Origin of the sequence: Mycobacterium shottsii (assembly GCF_010728525.1) — a bacterium.
GTDB classification, from domain to species: Bacteria; Actinomycetota; Actinomycetes; order Mycobacteriales; family Mycobacteriaceae; genus Mycobacterium; species Mycobacterium marinum.
This window is the reverse complement of sequence record NZ_AP022572.1, coordinates 2,255,140-2,269,790: the sequence shown is the minus strand read 5'-3', so window position 1 is coordinate 2,269,790 and position 14,651 is coordinate 2,255,140. Positions and strand designations below refer to the sequence as shown.

Annotated in this window: 13 protein-coding genes and 3 pseudogenes; 2 read left to right on the top strand and 14 right to left on the bottom strand. The window is 66.9% G+C overall.

Features of this window, described 5'->3' with window-relative positions; all coding sequences use genetic code 11:
* Position 1 precedes the first annotated feature (1 nt).
* From G6N41_RS10710 to G6N41_RS10670, 9 genes and pseudogenes are all read right to left on the bottom strand, one after another.
* Positions 2-1,196, bottom strand: a pseudogene (locus G6N41_RS10710) (vWA domain-containing protein).
* Between the two features lie 6 nt (positions 1,197-1,202).
* On the bottom strand, positions 1,203-1,877 hold the full coding sequence (locus tag G6N41_RS10705) for an SRPBCC family protein (RefSeq protein WP_198967328.1): 675 nt from the start codon (positions 1,875-1,877) through the stop codon (positions 1,203-1,205).
* Positions 1,878-1,890: 13 nt separating this feature from the next.
* Positions 1,891-2,769, bottom strand: a complete 879-nt coding sequence (locus G6N41_RS10700; RefSeq protein ID WP_198967327.1) for an AAA family ATPase — start codon at positions 2,767-2,769, stop codon at positions 1,891-1,893.
* Positions 2,770-3,360 carry a nucleotidyltransferase family protein gene (locus G6N41_RS10695; RefSeq protein WP_198967326.1) on the bottom strand — a complete coding sequence of 197 codons (591 nt, stop codon included), beginning with the start codon at positions 3,358-3,360 and terminating at the stop codon, positions 2,770-2,772.
* 146 nt (positions 3,361-3,506) lie between these two features.
* Positions 3,507-4,241: pseudogene (locus tag G6N41_RS10690) on the bottom strand (XdhC family protein); the annotation flags it as partial.
* 9 nt (positions 4,242-4,250) lie between these two features.
* Complete coding sequence (locus tag G6N41_RS10685; protein WP_198967324.1) at positions 4,251-6,641, bottom strand: aerobic carbon-monoxide dehydrogenase large subunit; 2,391 nt, start codon at positions 6,639-6,641, stop codon at positions 4,251-4,253.
* Positions 6,638-7,117: a (2Fe-2S)-binding protein gene (locus tag G6N41_RS10680; RefSeq protein ID WP_036426958.1), complete on the bottom strand. Its 480-nt coding sequence runs from the start codon at positions 7,115-7,117 to the stop codon at positions 6,638-6,640. The genes G6N41_RS10685 and G6N41_RS10680 overlap by 4 nt, the downstream gene beginning before the upstream one ends.
* A 2-nt stretch (positions 7,118-7,119) precedes the next feature.
* Entirely contained in the window at positions 7,120-8,010 is an 891-nt protein-coding gene (locus G6N41_RS10675; protein WP_198967819.1) for an FAD binding domain-containing protein, read from the bottom strand.
* 75 nt (positions 8,011-8,085) lie between these two features.
* Positions 8,086-9,233: pseudogene (locus G6N41_RS10670) on the bottom strand (XdhC family protein); the annotation flags it as partial.
* 24 nt (positions 9,234-9,257) lie between these two features.
* On the opposite strand from G6N41_RS10670, the gene G6N41_RS10665 reads away from it, so the two are divergent.
* Both G6N41_RS10665 and G6N41_RS10660 read left to right on the top strand, forming a co-directional pair.
* A complete protein-coding gene (locus G6N41_RS10665; protein ID WP_198967323.1) occupies positions 9,258-10,223 on the top strand; it encodes a LysR family transcriptional regulator in 966 nt (321 codons plus the stop codon).
* A 17-nt stretch (positions 10,224-10,240) separates the two neighbouring features.
* Positions 10,241-10,456 (top strand): dodecin family protein, encoded by a 216-nt coding sequence (locus G6N41_RS10660; protein WP_198967322.1) that lies wholly within the window; start codon positions 10,241-10,243, stop codon positions 10,454-10,456.
* A 108-nt stretch (positions 10,457-10,564) separates the two neighbouring features.
* On the opposite strand, the gene G6N41_RS10655 is transcribed toward G6N41_RS10660, so the two are convergent.
* From G6N41_RS10655 to ttfA, 5 genes are read right to left on the bottom strand one after another with little or no spacing between them, the layout of a single operon-like run.
* The gene (locus G6N41_RS10655) at positions 10,565-11,209 is read right to left on the bottom strand and encodes a TrmH family RNA methyltransferase (RefSeq protein ID WP_012392610.1); all 645 of its coding nucleotides are present in this window, start codon (positions 11,207-11,209) and stop codon (positions 10,565-10,567) included.
* The gene (locus tag G6N41_RS10650; RefSeq protein ID WP_231608996.1) at positions 11,206-12,069 is read right to left on the bottom strand and encodes a hypothetical protein; all 864 of its coding nucleotides are present in this window, start codon (positions 12,067-12,069) and stop codon (positions 11,206-11,208) included. The genes G6N41_RS10655 and G6N41_RS10650 overlap by 4 nt, the downstream gene beginning before the upstream one ends.
* 40 nt (positions 12,070-12,109) lie before the next feature.
* On the bottom strand, positions 12,110-12,649 hold the full coding sequence (gene pyrE, locus G6N41_RS10645; RefSeq protein ID WP_198967818.1) for an orotate phosphoribosyltransferase: 540 nt from the start codon (positions 12,647-12,649) through the stop codon (positions 12,110-12,112).
* Positions 12,636-13,409 (bottom strand): SDR family NAD(P)-dependent oxidoreductase, encoded by a 774-nt coding sequence (locus G6N41_RS10640; protein ID WP_198967320.1) that lies wholly within the window; start codon positions 13,407-13,409, stop codon positions 12,636-12,638. The genes pyrE and G6N41_RS10640 overlap by 14 nt, the downstream gene beginning before the upstream one ends.
* Positions 13,410-13,453: 44 nt before the next feature.
* The gene (ttfA, locus tag G6N41_RS10635; protein WP_198967319.1) at positions 13,454-14,308 is read right to left on the bottom strand and encodes a trehalose monomycolate transport factor TtfA; all 855 of its coding nucleotides are present in this window, start codon (positions 14,306-14,308) and stop codon (positions 13,454-13,456) included.
* Positions 14,309-14,651 lie beyond the last annotated feature (343 nt).

Below are 14,651 nucleotides of genomic sequence, written 5' to 3'. Positions count from 1 at the left end.
GTCACCGCAGATCGCCGCCCAGCGCCCGGAGCAACTGCTGTACCCCGGTCAACGAATGCGCCGGCAAGAACAAGTCACAGTAGGGCAGCGCCGCGGCCATCGAGCCGGTCAGCGGCTCGAAATCGCTCTGTGCCGCACGCGGATTGAGCCAGACCAGCAACTGGGCGCGCCTGCGCACGCGAGCCAGCGCGTGACACAGGACCTCAGGTGCTTCGCTGTCCCAACCGTCGGAGGCAATGATCACCACCGCGCCGCGTAACGCGTTGCCGTGCGGCGGTTCCAGCAGCGCACCGACACTACGACCGATAAAGGTGCCGCCATACCGGTCGGCTACCTTCGCATTGGCCCGGTCCAGGGCCACCTCCGCCGAACGATGAGCCAGCACCGGGGTGAGCCGGGTCAGCGAGGTCGAAAACGCGAAGACCTCCGGGCGAATGCCGGGTTGGCGCGCCACCAGCGCCCGCATGAGATGCAGATAGATCGCCGCATAGGGCTGCATCGAGCGGCTTACGTCGCAGAGCAACACCACCCTCCTGGGCCGTCGGCGCGGCCGGATCCGCGCCAGGCGCACCGCTTCCCAGCCGGTGGCGCGCGAAGCGTTCATCGTGGCTCGCAAGTCGATGCGCTTGCCGTGCGGGCTGGACTCGAAGCGCAGGCTGCGCCGGCGCGGCCAGCGCGCCACCGTCGACTCCAGCCAGCCACCAATACGCCGCAAGTCTTCGGCGTCGAATTGGTCGAACGGTTCCTCGGCGAGTGCGGCGATCCGGCTGGGCAGCAAGTCGGGCAACTGGACGCTGGGTCGAACACTTCCGTCCTGATCCCCGACCCGGCTGGCCCAGGGCAGCGGTTGGCCGCCGGCGGCACCGGAGGGCCCGCCGTTGCGATGCACGATGCCGGCCGCCGGTGTCTTGGGGCCGGGCAGCATCGGCCGCCTCAGGCCCGGTCGCATCGAGCGCGCCGAACACGGCGGCAAAGGCGAGGTCAAAGGCAACCAGATCCTCCATCCGATTGACCAGGGTCAACCTCGCGGCCCAATACAGCGCGGACCGGGTGTCGGGCACCAATTGCCGCATTGCCTGCACAAAATTCGCCTGACCGCTGGCCGACACCAGCACCCCGACCCCGCGCAGCCGTGCCACTAGCGCGGCGGCGAACGCCGCCAGGTCGACGCCGCGCAGCAGCAACGGAGCGGTCATCGGCGTTCAGCGCCGTCTGCGCAGCACCCAGATCAGCACCAGCACGGCCAGCACAGCCAGCACGGCGGGGCCGTACTTCTTGAGCTGGTCACCGCCCGCGAACTCGAGCAGATCGATCGGCTCGGGCTCCGCAGACGTGGTGGGCTTGCTGGCCTCGACGGGCCGCGGCTGCGGGCTGGCCGGGCTTTCCGGACTTCCGGGGCTTTCCGGGCTTTCGGGAGCCGCCGTCGCGGCATTGCGGGAGGCCAGTTCGGCTTCCAGCGAGCCCACGAATTGACCGAGCAACTTCTCCGACACCTGCTGCAGCATTCCGCTGCCGAACTGCGCCAGCTTGCCGACGATCTTGAGGTCGGTGTCGACGGTGACCTGGGTGCGCTCGCCCGCCTCCGCCAACTGAGCGGTCACCGTCGCGGCCGCGTTGCCGGTGCCGCGCGACTCCTTGCCCTTGGCGTCGATGACCGCGCGATGCTGATCGCGATCCCGCTCAACGAAATGCACCTTGCCGCTGAACTCACTGGTCACCGGCCCCACCTTGACCTTGACCTTGCCGAGGTAGTCGTCGTCCTGGTGACCGGTCAGCTGCGCGCCGGGCATCAGCGGGATCACCTGCTCCAGGTCGCACAGCACATCCCAGGCCTGCTCGATCGGCGCGCTGACGGTGAACTGGTTGGCGATCTTCATTCGATGAGTCCTCTCATGTTCGGCTGTATTCGGTCAACGCGTCGCATACCAGGGTTCGGTCATCAGGAGTCTTGGCCAATGCCCCGAGACTGGCCAATGCCGATGCGTCAACGAGGTCCGCGACACCCAGCGAGACCAGTGCGGCGACCCAGTCGATAGTCTCGGCCACGCCCGGCGGCTTGTCCAGATCGAGATCTCTGGCGCTGCCGACGAATTGAGTGGCATGCTCGATCAGTGCGGCGCTGGCCCCGGGAACCGTCCGCCGCACGATAGCGGCCGCCCGCGCCGGCTCCGGGTAGTCGATCCAGTGGTACAGACAACGCCGGCGCAACGCGTCATGCAGATCGCGGCTGCGGTTGGAGGTCAGCACCGCGATCGGCGGCAGCGGCGCGACGAAGGTGCCCAATTCGGGAACCGTCACCGCCGCCTCACCGAGGAACTCCAGTAGCAGCGCCTCGAATTCATCGTCGGCCCGGTCAATTTCGTCGATCAGCAGCACCGGCGGTGTCGAGCCGCGATGCCGCACGCACTGCAGGATGGGCCGATCCACCAGATACGCCTCGCTGTACAGATCGGCCTCGGAGATATCGGCGCCACGCGCCTCGGCGAGCCGGATGGACAACAGCTGGTGCTGGTAGTTCCAGTCGTAGAGCGCCTCGTTGGCGGTCAGCCCTTCATAGCACTGCAGCCGGATCAACGAGGTATCCAAAACCGCGGCAAGGGCTTTCGCAGCGGTCGTCTTACCCACACCGGGCTCACCCTCGAGCAGTAGCGGGCGCCCGAGGGTGACCGCGAGATAGATGGCCGATGCGGTCCCGGTGTCCAGCAGATAGTTCTGCGCGTCGAACCGGCGAACCACATCTTGGGGGTCTGCAAAGGTCGTCACGCTCATTCAAGGCACCGATTCGACGAGCCGCCGATAGTCGTCCCAGGTATCCACGTCCAACGGTACCGAATCGTCCACCACCAGTTCCCGCACCGGGTGGCGACCGGATTGGATGAGCTTCCACACTCCCTTATCGCCATGTAACTGTGTTAATTCACCGAATAGTCTGCGGCTAAACCAGAATGGATGCCCGATTCCATCGTTGTAACGGCACACCATGAGGTCGCAGCCCGGCCCCCGGCCGACCAGGCGGACGACGGTGGCCGGGTCGACGCCCGGCTGATCCCCAAGCATCAGCACAATGCCGGCGGATTGCGGATCCACCCGTCCCAGCGCAACGCGCAACGAAGCCGAACACCCGGTACCAAAGTCCTCGACCGTCACCACCTCGGCCTCATCCAGCGGCACCAGCGCGCGGACCCGTTGGGCGGCCCCGCCCAGGGTCACTATCAGCTGATCGAATCCGGCGCCCCGCGCTACCCGCAGAGTCGCCCCGAGCAGCGTCGTATCGCGATAAGCCAGCAGCTGTTTCGGCGTGCTCAGACGACGGGATCCGCCGGCCGCCAGCACCACACCGGTGATGCTAGGCGCCCTCACGCGCCGCCGTTTCTGTCGCTGAACGCCGTTCGGCATGCGGGGCAGCAGAACCAGTAGTCGGCACCCGCCAGCCGCAGGTGTTCGGTAGCCGGCCCGATCAGGACCGTCATCCCGCACACCGGATCCACCGCCTCGGCGGCAGTCGCATCCACCGGCGCGGACCGGCCCCCGCCGCCGGCGCGCACCGCCGCAATGATTTCGGCGGCGATGGCCACAGCGATCTCGGCGGGCGTCTTGGCACCGATAGCCAATCCGACCGGGGTGCGGATGCGCGCCCGCTCGGTCGCCGAGAGGCCCAGCGAGTCCAGGACCGCGGCGCCACGGACCTTGCTGGCCACCAGACCGATGTAACCAACGCCGTTATCCAATGCCGCGCGGATGTTTTCGGCTTCCGGACCGCCATGGCTGGCGATCACGACGGCAGTCGGCAAGGCGGCAGCGCCGACCGGGTCGCTGTCGCGGCGGGCGTCGTAGCCCAGCACCCCGCAGACCTCGATCAACGCCTCGGCGATAGGCGTGGCACCGTAGATTCGGACCAGCGGCGCCGGCAGCTGCGGGGTCAAGAAGATCTCCAGCGACCCGCCCGACAGGCACGGATTGACCACCACGCATGCGCCGGGGGCTTCGGGGAAGTGCACGTCCCCATCGGGAAGCACGCGCAGCAGCACACTTTCGCCCGCCTGAAGCACCCCCAACGCCGCCTTGCGAACGGAGTTCTGCGCGCACTGCCCGCCGACGAAGCCCTCGATAGTGCCATCCGCCAACAGGATCGCCTCGTCACCGGGGTAAGCCGAGGTCGGCGGCTGGGCTCGGACCACCGTGGCATGCACAAACGGTGTCCGCGCAGCCAGCAGCTGCGCGGCCCGCTCACTGATGGTCATCTGCAACCCCTAGATCGGAGGTGTGGCCCGGCCCTGCATGGCCTCCCAGACTCGGGACGGCGTCAGCGGCATGTCGGCATGGCGAACCCCGCATGGCGCCAACGCATCCACCACCGCGCTCACCACCGCCGGGGGCGAACCCACGGTGGCCGATTCACCGATTCCCTTGGCCCCGATCGGGTGATGCGGCGAGGGCGTCACCGTATGCCCGGTTTCCAGGTGCGGCACCTCGAGTGCGGTCGGGATCAGATAGTCCATCAGCGAGCCGCCCAGACAGTTACCGTCCTCATCGAAGGCGATCATCTCCATCAACGCCATGCCGATGCCGTCGACGATGCCGCCATGCACCTGGCCCTCGATGATCATCGGGTTGATGCGGGTGCCGCAGTCGTCGACGGCCAGGAAGCGCCGCACCTTGACCACCCCGGTGCCCGGATCGACGTCGACCACACAGAAGTACGCACCGTACGGGTAGGTCAGGTTCGACGGGTTGTAACACACCTCGGCGTCCAGGCCGCCCTCGATGCCCTCCGGCAGATCGCCGGCTCCATGGGCCCGCATCGCGATGTCGGCGATGGTGACCGAAGCCGACGGATCTCCCTTGACGTGGAATGAGCCCTTCTCCCATTCCAAGTCGGCAACCGATACCTCGAGCATGCCCGAAGCGATTATCTTGGCCTTGTCGCGCACCTTGCGGGCCACCAACGCCGCTGCGGCACCCGAGACCGGGGTCGAGCGGCTGCCGTAGGTACCCAACCCGAACGGGGTCTGATCGGTGTCACCGTGCACCACGTCGATGTCGTCGGGCGGGATCCCCGGCTCCTCGGCGACGATCTGGGCGAACGTCGTCTCATGGCCCTGGCCCTGGGTCTGCACCGACAGTCGCACCACGGCTTTGCCCGTCGGGTGCACCCGGAGCTCGCATCCGTCGGCCATGCCCAGCCCGAGGATGTCCATGTCCTTGCGCGGGCCGGCGCCGACGGCCTCGGTGAAGAAGGAGATGCCGATGCCCATCAGCTCACCGCGATCGCGCTTTTCTTTTTGTTCGGCGCGCAGGGCGTCATAGCCGATCATGTCCATGGCCTGGCGCATGGTGGACTCGTAGTCGCCCGAGTCATAGACCCATCCCGTTTTGGTGGTGTACGGGAACTGCTCGGGCTTCAGCAGGTTGCGCAGCCGCACTTCGGCGGGGTCCATCTTGAGCTCGAAGGCCAAGCAATCCACTAGCCGCTCAACGAAATACACCGCCTCGGTGATGCGGAACGAACACGCGTAGGCCACCCCGCCGGGCGCCTTGTTGGTGTACACCGCGGTCATGTGGCAGTAGGCGGCTTCCAGGTCGTAGCTGCCGGTGAACACGCCGTAGAAACCGGCCGGGTATTTCGTCGGTGCCGCCTGGCCGTTGAAGGCACCATGATCGGCCAGCACGTGAGAGCGCAGCGCCAGAATCTTGCCCTCGTTGGTCGCGGCGATCTCACCGACCATGATGTAGTCGCGCGCGAAGCTGGTCGAGGTCAGGTTCTCGCTACGGTCCTCCATCCATTTGACCGGTTTGCCGAGCACCAACGAACCGACGATGGCACACACATAGCCGGGATAGATCGGCACCTTGTTGCCGAAGCCGCCGCCGATGTCGGGCGAGATGACCCGGATCTTGTGTTCGGGCAGCCCGGCGACCAACGCATACAGCGTGCGGTGGGCATGCGGCGCCTGCGAGGTGGTCCACAGCGTGAGTTTGCCGGTGACCGGGTCCAAATCGGCTACCGCTCCGCAGGTTTCCATCGGCGCCGGGTGCACGCGCGGATAGACCATCTCCTGTTTGATCACCACGTCAGCCTTGGCGAACACGGCGTCGGTGGCTGCCGCGTCACCGGTCTCCCAGTCGAAGATGTGATTGTCCTGCTTGCCGTCGAGGTCGGTGCGGATCACCGGCGCCGACGGGTCCAAGGCCTTGCGCACGTCGACAACCGGGTCCAGCGGGTCGTACTCGACGTCGATCAACTCGAGCGCGTCGCGGGCCGAATAACGGTCCTCGGCAACGACGAAAGCCACCTCCTGACCCTGGAAGCGCACCTTGTCGGTGGCCAGCACGGCCTGCACGTCGTTGGACAGCGTGGGCATCCAGGCCAAGCCATTCTCGGCCAGATCCGCGCCCGTCACCACCGCCTTGACCTTCGGATGGGCAAGGGCCGCAGTCACATCAATGCTGACGATGCGGGCGTGCGCATACGGTGAGCGCAAGATCGCCAGGTGCAACATGCCCGGCAACGCGACGTCATCAACATAGTTGCCGCGGCCGCGGATGAAGCGAGGATCCTCTTTGCGCAGCATCCGGCCGTGTCCGCAGGGCTTTTCGTCGTTGTCGGCCAGGTCTTCTGGCCGTGATTCGATGGTGGTCACGAGCTGGCCACCTCCTTGGCGTTCTTGGCGGCCCACTGGATGGACCGCACGATGGTGGTATAGCCGGTGCACCGGCAGATCTGCCCGGAGATCGCCTCGCGAATGGTCTCTTCATCGGGGTCCGGATTGCGGTCGAGCAGGGCGCGGGCGGTGATCATCATTCCCGGCGTGCAAAAACCACACTGCAGTCCGTGACAACGCATGAACCCTTCCTGCACCGGGTCGAGTGAGCCATCGGCCGCCGCTAGCCCTTCCACGGTGCGAATGCTGCGCCCGGAGGCCATGACGGCCAGCATGGTGCAGGACTTCACCGGCACACCGTCGACATCAACCACGCAGGTCCCGCAATTGCTGGTGTCACAACCCCAGTGGGTTCCGGTGAGCCGCAGCTGATCCCGCAGGAAGTGGACCAGAAGCATTCGGGGTTCGACTTCGGCGCTGACCGGTTCGCCATTGACGGTCATGTTCACCTGCATCATTAGTTCCCTTCCGGTGCGGGCTGGTTGCGCACTCGCCCGACGGCGCTGCGCAAGGTTCGTATGGTCAGTTCCGCGGCCAGATGCCGCTTGTAATCGGCGGTGCCACGGATGTCGGTGACCGGCTCGCATGCCTGCCCGGCACGGCGGCCCGCCTCGGCGAACGTGTCTTCATTGGCCGGCCGACCAACCAGCGCCGCCGCGAGTTCGGCCAGCGCGGCCGGGTCCGGATTGACCGCGGTCAATCCCACCCGGGCGGCGGTAATGGTGTCGTTGTCCAGCGTGACGGCCGCCCCGGCCGCCGTCACCGCCCAATCACCGACCCGCCGCTCCACCTTCGCGTAGGCGCTGGACGTGTTGTGCCGGACCGGGATGCGAACCTCAACCAGCATCTCGCTCGGAGCCAGGGTGGTCTCGTAGGGCCCGGCCTGGAATTCGTCGATGGCGATCTCACGCTCCCCCGAGGACCCGCGGGCCAGACACACCGCGTCCAGCACGGTGCAGACCGTCGACAGGTCCTCGGCCGGGTCGGCCTGACACAGCGAACCCCCCAGGGTGCCGCGATTACGCACCACCGGGTCGGCGATCACCAGCTCGGCGTCGCGGAAGATCGGGCACACCGCCGCCAGCGCCTCGGACTCGAGGATCTCGCGATGACGGGCCATCGCCCCGATGCGCACCAGCGTCGGATCGGTGATCACATACCCCAGCTCGGGCGCCAGGTCATTGATATCGACCAGGTACTCGGGGTTTGCGATCCGCAGCTTCATCATCGGCAGCAGGCTGTGGCCGCCGGCGACGAGGCGCGCCCCCTCCCCCAACCGGTCCAATAGTCCGATGGCGTGATCGACGCTGGTCGCACGCTCGTATTCGAAGGACCCAGGTACTTGCATGTCGAAAGTGTCGGCCCCGCCCGAAACGGCCGTCAATATCGAATTAAGTAATCGTTGAACTTGGCCAGCACTTGCTTCGAAATCGTCTGCGACCTGCAGATCTCGGTGGATGCGCCCCGATGTCTCGGCCAACGGGCGGCCACCGCCGCCCCAACGCCGGGCGATGATGTCGGCCGCGATCGAGACCGCGGTCTCCTCTGGGGTGCGGGCTCCCAGATCCAGGCCGATCGGGCTGGACAACTGGCTCAGCTCGGCGTCGGTCAGCCCCGCCGCGCACAGTCGGCTCATCCGATCGTCATGGGTTTGGCGTGATCCCATGGCCCCGATGTAGCCGATCCGGGGCAGGCGCAGCGCTACCTCGAGCACCGGGACATCGAACTTCGGATCATGGGTGAGCACGCAAATCACCGTGCGTTCGTCGATGGCACCCGCCTGCACCTCGGCGGCGAGATACCGGCTGGGCCATTCGACGACAACCTCGTCGGCCGTCGGGAAGCGCGCCCGCGTCGCGAACACCGCGCGGGCATCGCAGACGGTAACCCGGTAGCCAAGAAACGAACCCTGCCGGGCCAGCGCCGCGGCGAAGTCGATGGCACCGAACACCAGCATCCGCGGGCGCGGCGCGAAGCTGGATACGAAGATCTCCATCCCTTCGCCGCGCCGCTGCCCATCGGGCCCGTACTCGAGGATTTCGCTACGCCCCAGGGCGAGCAGACCCCGCGCATCATCGGTGACCGCAGCGTCGGCACGCACCGAACCCAGCGATCCCGCCGTCGGCCTGCTGGGGTCGGTCCGGACCACCAGCCGGCGGCCTACCCACTGCGGGTCCGGGTGCGCGATGACGGTGGCGACAGCGACCGGCACATTGGCCGCGATATCCTCGGCCACCGCGACCAGCTCGGGAAACGTCGCCGGCGAGACGGCTTCGATGAAGATGTCGATGATGCCGCCGCACGTCAGGCCCACCGCGAACGCGTCGTCGTCGCTGACACCGTAGCGCTCCAGCCTCGGTACACCGGTGCGCGTCACCTCGCCGGCGCTCTCGTATACCGCGCGCTCCACACAGCCACCCGACACCGAGCCGCTCACCGAACCATCCGGCGCCACCACCATCGACGCGCCCGGAGGCCGGGCGCCGAGCGCAATGTGCGAACCACCGTGGCCAGGCCGGCCGTGTCACCCGCGCGCCAGATCGTTATCAGGTCGGTAAGCACATCCCGCACACATCCCAAAGTAAGCTCAAACTCGTGACCACGGCTCAACTTCGGGCCTATTCGGCGGTGGTGCGCTTGGGCTCGGTGCGGGCTGCCGCCACCGAACTCGGCCTCTCGGATGCCGGCGTCTCGATGCACGTCGCGGCATTGCGCAAAGAACTCGACGACCCGCTGTTCACCAGGACCGGCGCGGGGCTGGCGTTGACTCCTGGCGGCCTGCGGCTGGCCAGTCGCGCGGTGGAGATCCTGGGGCTGCAGCAGCAAACGGCGATCGAAGTCACCGAGGCGGCTCATGGCCGCCGGTTGTTGCGCATCGCGGCGTCCAGCACTTTCGCCGAGCACGCGGCTCCGGGGCTGATCGAGCTGTTCTCGTCGCGAGCCGACGACCTCTCCGTCGAGTTGAGCGTGCATCCCACCAGCCAATTCCGCGATCTGATCTGCTCGCGGGCGGTGGACATCGCGATCGGCCCGGCCAGCGAGAGTTCGATCGGTTCGGACACCTCGTTGTTCGTGCGGCCCTTCCTGAAGTACCAGATCATCACCGTCGTGGCACCCAACAGCCCACTGGCCGTGGGGATTCCAACGCCCTCCCTGCTGCGCCAGCAACAGTGGATGCTTGGCCCACCGGCGGGAAGCGTGGCCGGTGAGATCGCAACCATGTTGCGCGACTTGGCGATTCCGGAGTCACAGCAGCGCGTCTTCCAGAGCGACGCCGCCGCGCTGGAAGAGGTGATGCGCGTTGGTGGCGCGACGCTGACCATCGGATTTGCGGTCGCCAAGGACCTTGCCGCGGGGCGACTGGTGCACGTGACGAGTCCGGGGCTGGACAAGGCGGGTGAGTGGTGCGTGGCGACCCTGCCGCCGGCCGCACGTCAACCCGCGGTGTCTGAGCTGGTCCGCTTCATCACCACGCCGAGGTGCATTCAAGCCATGATCCGGGGCAGCGGGGTCGGTGTGATGCGGTTCCGGCCGAAGGTGCACGTCACGCTGTGGAGTTAGCTATACGCTTTACCCCCATGAGCGTGTACAAGGTGATCGACATCATCGGGACCAGCCCCTCGTCATGGGAGCAGGCCGCGGCCGAAGCGGTGCAGCGAGCGCGGGAAAGCGTCGATGACATCCGCGTAGCCCGGGTCATCGAGCAGGACATGGCGGTGGATTCCAGCGGGAAGATCACTTATCGCATCAAGCTCGAGATCTCGTTCAAGATGAGGCCTTCGCAACCGCGCTGATCCCGCCGAATGCGCGTCCTGGGCCTTGAGGGTGCGCCGGGGGCGGTGGAATCACGAAATGCCCGCCGCCGGCGCACACTCGAAGCCGTCAGCGCAGAGTCGAGTCACTCACCAGGCGTGTGAGAGGTCTCCGTGCTGGCGGATCCAGGCGTGCATCGCGATCCCGGCCGCAACTCCGGCGTTGATGCTGCGTGTTGAGCCAAACTGGGCGATCGACACGGTGACCACGGCCCCGACCCGGGTGTCGTCGGTGATGCCGGGCCCTTCCTGACCGAACACCAACAGGCAATCCCGAGGCAGCGTGGTCTCTTCGAGTCGCGCCGCTCCGGGCACGTTGTCGACCGCCACCACGGTCAACCCGGCCCCCACGGCGAACTCCAGCAACTCGGCAGTGCTGTCATGGTGGCGCAACCGCTGGTAGCGATCGGTCACCATGGCGCCGCGCCGGTTCCAGCGCCGACGCCCCACGATGTGCACGGTGTCCACCGCGAACGCGTTGGCGGTACGCACCACCGAGCCGATGTTGGCATCGTGGCCGAAGTTCTCAATCGCGATGTGTAGCGGGTGCCGCCGCTTGTCGATGTCGGCAACGATCGCCTCGCGCGTCCAATACCGGTAGGCATCGACGACATTGCGGGCATCGCCGTCACGCAGCAGGTCCGGGTCGTATCTCGGGTCGTCCGGGTGCTCACCCGGCCACGGGCCGACACCGGCGGCCGACGCCCCCCACTCGGTGGGCCCAGGTTCGCTCATCGCGACGTCCACACCGCGGCATGCGTGCCCACCACCGCCACCGTGGCATACAGCAGCGCGTCGTTGATTTCGCCTTGCGTGCACAGCGACGCGTTGACCTGCACGGCGTCCATCGATGCGTCCGGCAGGATCAGCACCGAGGAACCGTAGACCGCACAGGACGGGCTGAGCCCCCGGCCGGGCAGCGTCGGCGAGGTGAGCAACATCATCGGACCGCCGCGGGCAGCGGAGTCGTCGCGATAGCGGGCCGCCAGGGCGTCCACCTGCAAGCCGAGCAGCATGAACCCGTTGCCGGTGAAGGCCGCCGGGTCACCGAGCTGCGCCTTGGTCAGCGGCGTACCGTCCGCACGCCATGCCGACAGGCTGGTGGTCTTGACCGTAAGACCGGTGTCGTTTTGGTTGGTCGGCAGCATTCCCACCGGAAAGGCAGCCGGATAGGCAGCCGCGGTCTTGGCGATCCGGTCATGAGGTGAATACGCGTAGACACCGCGGACCGCGCTGCGATCGGTGAGCGGGCCCAGACACACCGTCCCAAGGAGCCGATCCTGTGCCCCCGAGAGCGGCGAGCCAATGTCGCGCACCTTGGTCATCGCGTCGTCACAGCTGCCCAGGCCGTTGACCTCCATCGGGTGCGATAGCGCTCCGTAGAGGCCGTAGCGAACATCCTCGGGTTTGGCGTGGGGTGTGTCCTGCTGGGTCGGCGATGCGTCGACATTGACCAGTACGTAGTCCCCCGACCAGCGCAAATTTGACACCCGCATGTTCCAGCCCAGCACCGGCAGCCCCTGGCCGAACCGCGCGCGCTGGGCGCCGTAGACCAGATCGGACTCCGATCGCGAGCAGGCCACCAAGCAGGACATAGCGATGGCCAGCGCAATCAGGAAACGCACGGCAGGCGGCCTAGCCCAGCCCCAGATCAGCAAGGCCCAGCACACTGCGGTACGGCAGTCCTTCTACTTGGATCGCCTCGGCCGCGCCGGTGGCCCGGTCCACCACGGTGGCGACGCCGATGACCTCGCCTCCGGCATCTTGAACGGCATGCACCGCCGTCAGCGCCGAATTGCCGGTGGTGCTGGTGTCTTCGACCACCAGCACTTGCTTGCCCGATACCTCGGACCCTTCGATAAGTCGTTGCATGCCATGCACTTTCGCGGCCCTACGGACCACGAAGGCGTCGATCGGGCGGCCCGGTGCGTGCATCATTGCGGTCGCCACCGGATCGGCCCCCAGGGTCAGACCCCCGACGACCGCATAGTCCCAGTCCTGGGTCAGTTCGCGCATCAGGCTGCCGACCAGCGCCGCCGCCCGATGGTGCAGCGTCGCGCGGCGAAGGTCGACGTAGTAGTCGGCTTCCTTCCCCGACGACAGCGTGACACGGCCGTGCACGACCGCCAGCTGGCGCACCAGCTCGGCAAGCTCTTCACGCTCACGTACGGCCACGACCACCACCTACTCGTTTCATCACGGCCCGTAGCAGGCCTCGGGGAATCATTCGTCCGGCACCGACCAGCGCCTTGTACTGCACACCCGGAATGCTGATCACCTTGCCGTCGGCGATGTCGGCCAGGCTTTCCTGGATCACATCGTCAACGTCGAGCCACATGAACGACGGCAACTTGGTCATGTCGATACCGGCCCGGGCGTGAAATTCGGTATGGACATAGCCCGGGCAGACGGCGTGCAGGCCCACGCCGGTGCCCTCCAGCCCGGTGGAGAGCCCTTCGCTGAACGAGATGACCCAGGCCTTGGACGCGGAATAGGTAGACCCCCGCCCGGAGAGCAGCCCGGCAACGCTGGCGATGTTGATCACCGTGCCCGCACCGGCGGCCAGCATGGGCGGCAGCGCCGCCCGGGTCAGCTGCATCACCGCGGTCACGTTGACATCGAGCTGTGCCTGTAAAGCGGCGGGCTCGGTTTCCCAGAACTCCCCGGAGGTGGCGAACCCGGCATTGTTCACCAACACCCGGACTCCACGGGAGAGCCGCTCGGCGACTTTGTCGCGACCGGCCGCGTCGGCGAGATCGGCAGGCAGTATCTCCACGTTGCCGGCATCGTCCTCGAGCTCGACCGCTAATTGCTTCAACCGGTCGACGTCGCGGGCAACCAGTATCAGGTCGTAACCGTCTTGGGCATAGCGGCGCGCATAGCCGGCGCCTATCCCGGACGTCGGCCCGGTGATCAACGCAACGGGGCGTGACATGAGCGTCAGTCTACTGACCGGGTGCTGGCGTCCCCGGCGCGCTATCAGCGCTGGTACTTCGTGGCCTGCTGGCCGTTACGGCCCCCCAGCGGTGGCCGCCGGGAGCCCTCGGAACGGCCCTCCTCGCGACGCATCGGCTCGGGGGCGCGGCGCGACGCGTCGGGCAACAAGCCGGCCGCGGGATCGACCTGAGCACGCCGCGGCGGCAGCTCGGGGCGACGGGACGGAGTCAACGAGCGGTTCCCACTTTGGGCCGGCTCGGATTCCTCGGCCTCCTGAGGGCTCTCCTGCGGCAGCGGCGGCAATACCCGCAACAGGTCGTTGAACTGGCGCACGGTGCGCAGGCCCTCGTCCCACTGCGCGCGCGAGCTGGCGATCGGCATGCTGACCAGCGTCCAGTTCTGCTCGTTCCACATGATTTCGGCACAGTCCGGAGCGGTGTGCGCGAAGGTCACCATGCGCCGGTCGCAGGCCCGCCGGGCGGCATCGAGATTGGTGGAATACACCATCCGCGGCCCGATCGCGCCGAGCAGCCAGATGTCGCTCTCGCGCGGCTCCTTCAGGCCCTTGAGCCGCAGGTCAACCACGACGTTGGTGCCCACCTTGCGGTGCAGCGCGATCACCGTGGCGACTTCCTCGAGATCGAAGATGTACACGGCCTCGCCCCGAATCTGACCAAGCACCATGTTCTTGGCCGGGACTTCGCCGACCGTGGACATCACGCCGCGCGTCCAGCGCTGCAGGATGTCGGTCGACTCGCGCTCGTAGTCAAATCCGTGCGACCGCGCCCAAGACTTGCGACGTCTGCTGCGCCCGCGGCGTCGATCGATGTCGACGTATAACAGCACCAGCGCACTGACGAAGCACAGTGCGGAGAGCGTGAACCAAAGCGGGACCATTCCGCACAGCCTATCTGCTCTGCGGACCCAGTAAATAATCCGAGCAGGTCACAACCCAATAACAGGACTTTATACCCCGGCCTGCCCCCACCCGGTAACCCGCCTTTTCGGGTTTGATGTGCCGGGTTGGACACCCGTTGCGGTGCGCTGATGTGAGCCTTGGGTGAGCCGATGTGAGGTTTGTCGCCTTGCAACAAATCGCAATGCTGTGCGCGCGGCGACGGGAGTTTGGCCTGGTGAGCGACGCCGGCAGGGGCTCCCCGGGTGACGCAATGGGCGAACTCTTTGCCGCAGTAATGGCCAGACACCACGGCGATGGCAATATCGGCGGTACGTGAATTTC

Excerpts from the sequence above, each read along its gene's own strand:
- G6N41_RS10705 (WP_198967328.1), bottom strand. The coding sequence starts at position 1,877 with ATGAAGATCGCCAACCAGTTCACCGTCAGCGCGCCGATCGAGCAGGCC.
- G6N41_RS10700 (WP_198967327.1), bottom strand. The coding sequence starts at position 2,769 with ATGAGCGTGACGACCTTTGCAGACCCCCAAGATGTGGTTCGCCGGTTC.
- G6N41_RS10680 (WP_036426958.1), bottom strand. The coding sequence starts at position 7,117 with ATGCAGGTGAACATGACCGTCAATGGCGAACCGGTCAGCGCCGAAGTC.
- G6N41_RS10675 (WP_198967819.1), bottom strand. The coding sequence starts at position 8,010 with ATGCAAGTACCTGGGTCCTTCGAATACGAGCGTGCGACCAGCGTCGAT.
- G6N41_RS10660 (WP_198967322.1), top strand. The coding sequence starts at position 10,241 with ATGAGCGTGTACAAGGTGATCGACATCATCGGGACCAGCCCCTCGTCA.
- G6N41_RS10655 (WP_012392610.1), bottom strand. The coding sequence starts at position 11,209 with ATGAGCGAACCTGGGCCCACCGAGTGGGGGGCGTCGGCCGCCGGTGTC.
- G6N41_RS10650 (WP_231608996.1), bottom strand. The coding sequence starts at position 12,069 with ATGTCCTGCTTGGTGGCCTGCTCGCGATCGGAGTCCGATCTGGTCTAC.
- G6N41_RS10640 (WP_198967320.1), bottom strand. The coding sequence starts at position 13,409 with ATGTCACGCCCCGTTGCGTTGATCACCGGGCCGACGTCCGGGATAGGC.
- ttfA (WP_198967319.1), bottom strand. The coding sequence starts at position 14,308 with ATGGTCCCGCTTTGGTTCACGCTCTCCGCACTGTGCTTCGTCAGTGCG.